We start from the raw sequence: 5221 nt of genomic DNA on the forward strand, positions 1-5221 counted from the left end.
AGCGAAGAGTCCACTCCGCAGGGCGGATTCGTGCAGTCAACGGCGACCCTTCGATCACTGCGGCCGTTAATGCTATCGTTGGCTAATTTCTAACATGGGCGTTGAACGCCAATCTCAGTGACCGTCAGCGCCGCACGTTTGGCTTCAGGCGGGAAGACGCCCCAGTTGCCGTCGTCATGCCGAAAGAAAAAGATGATCACCGGGTTTTCGGATCGCGACGACTGGACCCGAACACAATGATTCCGACCTAGCCGGGCATGCCAGACACGGCTCACTTGCACGGACGAAAGCGAATCCCTTCCAAACCATTTCTCAACAAGAAACCTTAAGGACACCTCATTGAAATACACTTTGGCCTCCTTGATGCAGGTGACAAGACGTATCGCCTGCGCATTACCGGAAAATCGACGACCTCACCCTATACGGACGATTCGCCTAGAACGGCGCCCAGCGAACGCCCGACCCGCACCAACTGCAGAACGCAGCCTCCATGCATCCAATGCGCTAACGTTAGCATCAGACTAGCATTTGCTGTCAACCTAGTCAAACAAATGTGGCTATCCAATCGTGCGTACGTTAGCATCCGTCGGTGAGATTTCTGCGCGAACGTTCGTTCGACGTTCTGCCTTGGAGAGGTGGTCGGCGAAATTGATTGAACTACGCCCAATCCCCGCTTCACAGTAAATCGGACGCAGTCGCTGCCCGAGTGTCCAATGTCGGCGGATGACGCAGGAACACTAGGCAGCAACGGTCAAGATTCACATCTGCGCCACTTGGCGTTGGCAGAAATGGCTTGCTGGGTCAATGCTATCGGTAGCACGAGAAAGAGGTCGCACGCCCGCTTGAGCACAGCCATCTCGCCCGGCTACGGGCAAAGCCGGTTCTGCTGCCTATTTCCTTTGTGCTATCGTTATACAAAACCGCTGCGCTGCACTGGAAAACCCAATGATTACCATCAAAGACATCGCCGCTCGCCTGAAGGTCTCTCCGTCAACGGTGGGACGTGCGCTCGCGGACGATTCGAGAATCAGCGCAGCCACAAAACAGCGGGTTATCGAGGTTGCCAGCGAGATGGGATACGTTGCCAACCTGGCAGCGCGAATGATGCGAGGGGTTTCTAGCAACCTTGTCGGCCTGGTCCTTCCCGACATTCGCAATGGTTTCTACTCGACGATCGCCCACGCACTGTCGAAATGCCTCGAGGGTGGTGGCTTCCAGTTAACGCTGTCAGAAACCGATGATGACCGCCTGACCGAATTGCATCACATACGCGAGCTAACGAGCGCGAACGTTGCCGGCATTATTATCGTGCCGACCGCGAGGCCTCATCCGGAGTCCGTGAAACTGCTCAAAGCGCTGCCGCACATCCAGTTGCTACGCCGGCATGCCGCGCTAGGCGAACAGTGGTTCGGGATTGACGACACTGAGGCGATATATGAGGCGACCAACCATCTCGTGCAACTGGGTCATCATCGGATTGGATATGTCGGCGGTACGGATGACCTACCTACAGGTTCAGCGCGCCTGAAAGGCTTCCACAAAGCACTGCCGCGCGATGAAACCGTGGTCCCGGCATTTGTGCACCTCGGCGCTCCTGGCTCGGTCGACTTCGGCCGGGAGGCGACGCGTCGCCTGCTGTCGCTGACCACACCGCCGACCGCCATCGTTGCTGCGTCGGTGCAAACCACACAAGGTGTCCTCGAGGAACTGACAGTGCAAGGCGTTCATGCGCCCGACGACCTGTCCGTCGTCGGATTTGGTGACGAGATGGGATTTCGCTGGTGGGGTCCGGGGCTGACAACCGTCGGGCTTCCCGTTTCCGACCTGGCAACTGCGTGCGGCCTCTGGTTTGTCCATCACATCAAGCAGCACTCGTTCACCTCTGCGCCTTATACCTCGATCTCGCCCGCGACGCTTATCGTTCGAGGCAGCACGCGGCAACTCGGAGCGGTGTCGGGTGAGACAGCGAACTCGCCGCTGCACGACACCGCCAACTGAATCCCGCCGCTCACGGTCGGGACAACGCTTCGACAGCGGCGGCAAATTCAGTCGCCCGTCCCTGCAGGCCCGTGCAGACGGTCCGCCAACTGGCTGACGGACGTGAGCCTCAGCGCAGCGCATTTCAGGGGCTGACTAGGACAGGTGATCCGCGAAGTCGGGTACAACACTGAACAGATCGCCCACCAGACCATAATCGGCGACGCTGAAGATCGGCGCTTCTTCGTCTTTATTGATCGCGACGATCACTTTGCTGTCTTTCATCCCGGCCAGATGCTGGATCGCACCCGAGATGCCGACAGCGATGTACAGTTGCGGTGCGACGATCTTGCCGGTCTGGCCGACCTGATAGTCGTTCGGTACGAAGCCCGCATCAACAGCTGCGCGCGATGCGCCCAGCGCGGCATTCAATTTGTCCGCCAACGGTTCGAGAACCTTCGTGTAGTTCTCGCCGTTGCCCAGACCGCGGCCACCCGAGACGATGATCTTCGCCGAGGTCAGTTCCGGACGATCCAGCTTCGTCACTTCACGGCTCACGAACTGCGAAATTCCGCTGTCTGCCGCCGCTTCGATCTTCTCGACAGTTGCGCTGCCGCCTTCGGCCGCGACTGCGTCGAAAACGGTCGAACGCACCGTGATCACCTTGATCGGGTCGGCCGATTGCACGGTTGCGATTGCGTTGCCCGCGTAGATCAGGCGCTCGAACGTATCGGCGCCGTCCACTGCGGTGATGTCGCTGATCTGCGCGACATCGAGCTTCGCGGCGATACGCGGTGCGATGTTCTTGCCGTAGGCAGTCGCCGGCGCGAGGATGTGCGAATAGTCCTTCGCGATGTTCAGCACCGTTGCTTCGACGTTTTCCGCGAGGCCTGCTTCGAGTTGCGGCGCATCGGCCAGCAGGACTTTGCTCACGCCTGCAATTTTCGCTGCCGCGTCCGCAGCAGCTTGCGCGTTGTGGCCAGCCACCAGCACGTGAATATCGCCACCGATCTTCTGCGCGGCTGCAATCGTATTCAGCGTCGCGGCCTTGATCGACGCGTTGTCGTGTTCTGCTATTACCAGATTCACCAGATTCGTCATTTGCTCTGTCTCCGCGTTCTACTAAAAGCACCTTGGCTTCGGTCTTCAGCTTCTCGACCAGCGCCTTCACATCCGCCACCTTCACACCGGCGGAGCGCTTCGGCGGCTCGACAACCTTCAGCGTCTTCAGGCGCGGCGTGACGTCGACACCCAGATCTTCCGGCTTGACGACTTTGAGCGGCTTCTTCTTCGCCTTCATGATGTTCGGCAGCGTCACATAGCGCGGCTCGTTCAGGCGCAAGTCAGTGGTGATGACTGCGGGGAGCTTTAAAGAAAGCATCTCAGCACCGCCGTCCACTTCACGCGAGACGGTAGCCTTGCCGTCAGCGACGACAACCTTCGAGGCAAACGTGGCTTGCGGCCGATTCGCCAGTGCAGCGAGCATCTGGCCGGTCTGGTTCGAATCGTCGTCGATGGCCTGCTTGCCGAGAATGACGAGCTGCGGCTGTTCCTTGTCGACCAGCGCCTTCAGCAGCTTGGCAACCGCCAACGGTTGCAGTTCCTCGGAAGACTCGATCAGGATCGCGCGATCTGCGCCGATCGCCAGCGCCGTGCGCAGCGTTTCCTGCGATTGCGTCACGCCCGCCGACACGGCGATCACTTCGGTCGCCACGCCGGCTTCCTTCAGACGCACCGCTTCTTCAACCGCGATTTCATCGAACGGATTCATCGACATTTTTAGATTGGCAATGTCCACGCCCGTGTTGTCCGATTTCGCGCCAACCTTCACGTTGGCATCCACCACTCTTTTTACTGCAACAAGAACCTTCACGTCGTCTCGTCCTCTTGAATCTGTTCATTTTCTGGTATCTCATGCGACGATTTCGACGACCCACTTCCGCCGCACCGTACACATGGACTTTCTCACGCGTTGTACTGAAAGACGCCTCTGCCTGCCTTGCGCCCCAGTCTGCCCGCTGCCACAAGTTCCCGAAGCAGCAGACACGCACGATACTTTGGATCCCCGAAATCCTTCTGCAACACGTCCATGATCGATAAACAGACATCGAGGCCAATCAGATCAGCAAGCGCCAAGGGCCCGATCGTATGACTGGCGCCCAGCCGCATACCGGCGTCAATCTCCTCTGCCGTCGCGACGCCCTCAGCCAGAAGAAAGAATGCTTCGTTCAGCATTGGGATGAGCAGCCTGTTCACGACGAACCCCGGCGAATTGGAAACGACAATAGGCGATTTGCCGATTTGCCGGGCCCATTGCAACGCAACATCAACCGTCTCGCTGCTGCTTTGCAACCCGGGAATCACTTCAACCAGCGGCAGGACTGGAACAGGATTGAAGAAATGAATGCCTATAAAACGGTCAGGCCGTTCAAGCGCCGCAGCCAGTGAAGTAATCGAGATCGAAGAGGTATTGGTCGCAATAATCGCATGCGGTGTAACCGTTGACTCGATTTCCCGCAGGATAACGGCCTTGATGTCGGCACGTTCGGTCGCTGCCTCAATAATCAGATCCGCACTGGCAAGACTCTTGTAGTCAGTGCCTGCGACCAAGCGCTGCACAGCTGCCTCACATGAGCGCCCATCGAGCTGGTCTTTCTGCACCATCCGTTCAAGCCTGCCGCTCAACGATGCCACACTGCTCGCAAGCGTCTTCTCGCTGACGTCAACCAGCACGACCCGCAGACCGGCAACTACCGCAGCCTGTGCGATCCCGCTGCCCATGGTCCCGGCGCCGACAACGCCGATTGTTTCGATTTTCACTAGGTGTCCTCTGATGTCGAATGGAGATGAGTCAATTGGGGTCCTGAAACGCCCCCTTCGAGCTCTCGAATATTGAGACTCCGCATCCAAGGCGCCGACCCAGACGTGCGACTCTCAGCAGCATCGCCGGAGCCGCAGTCGCGCTTGCGCTGTCAGGTGCGAGCGCCTTCCGGGCGTGCTGGATTCACTATGCTAACGATAGCATCTTGGATGGCACCCCTGCAACCGCACAACGTCAGATTGCTTCATCGACGAGCGAAAGTCATCGCCACTACACTTGTTGAAATGCTAACGTTCGCATAATCTATGGCATCTCAACCGCGATGCCGGCATCGAACTGGAAATGCCAGTCGAACAGTTCTGGCACTCAGACAGTTCGCGTGGCGGTTCTGGACAAGCGCGAAGCAGGCAACGTTTTTTGCTG

The 5221-nt window shown here is 58.3% G+C and carries 3 protein-coding genes and 1 pseudogene; 1 reads left to right on the top strand and 3 read right to left on the bottom strand.

The features are described 5' to 3' along the window. The first annotated feature begins 945 nt into the window (after positions 1-945). Positions 946-1998, top strand: a complete 1053-nt coding sequence (locus tag FVF58_RS50610) for a LacI family DNA-binding transcriptional regulator (RefSeq protein ID WP_149676930.1) — start codon at positions 946-948, stop codon at positions 1996-1998. Positions 1999-2133: 135 nt separating this feature from the next. Here FVF58_RS50610 and FVF58_RS50615 read toward each other — a convergent pair whose 3' ends face one another. The 3 genes and pseudogenes from FVF58_RS50615 to FVF58_RS50625 form a co-directional block, all read right to left on the bottom strand. Beyond that, on the bottom strand, positions 2134-3069 hold the full coding sequence (locus FVF58_RS50615; RefSeq protein WP_149676932.1) for an electron transfer flavoprotein subunit alpha/FixB family protein: 936 nt from the start codon (positions 3067-3069) through the stop codon (positions 2134-2136). A gap of 34 nt (positions 3070-3103) precedes the next feature. After that, positions 3104-3850 (bottom strand): annotated as a pseudogene (locus tag FVF58_RS50620) (electron transfer flavoprotein subunit beta/FixA family protein); the annotation flags it as partial. A gap of 92 nt (positions 3851-3942) precedes the next feature. After that, entirely contained in the window at positions 3943-4797 is an 855-nt protein-coding gene (locus tag FVF58_RS50625) for a 3-hydroxybutyryl-CoA dehydrogenase (RefSeq protein WP_149676931.1), read from the bottom strand. Between the last annotated feature and the right edge of the window lie 424 nt (positions 4798-5221).

Source organism: Paraburkholderia panacisoli, from assembly GCF_008369935.1.
Taxonomy (GTDB): Bacteria; Pseudomonadota; Gammaproteobacteria; order Burkholderiales; family Burkholderiaceae; genus Paraburkholderia; species Paraburkholderia panacisoli.

Coding starts and splice junctions, on each gene's coding strand:
- FVF58_RS50610 (WP_149676930.1), top strand. CDS start 946: ATGATTACCATCAAAGACATCGCCGCTCGCCTGAAGGTCTCTCCGTCA.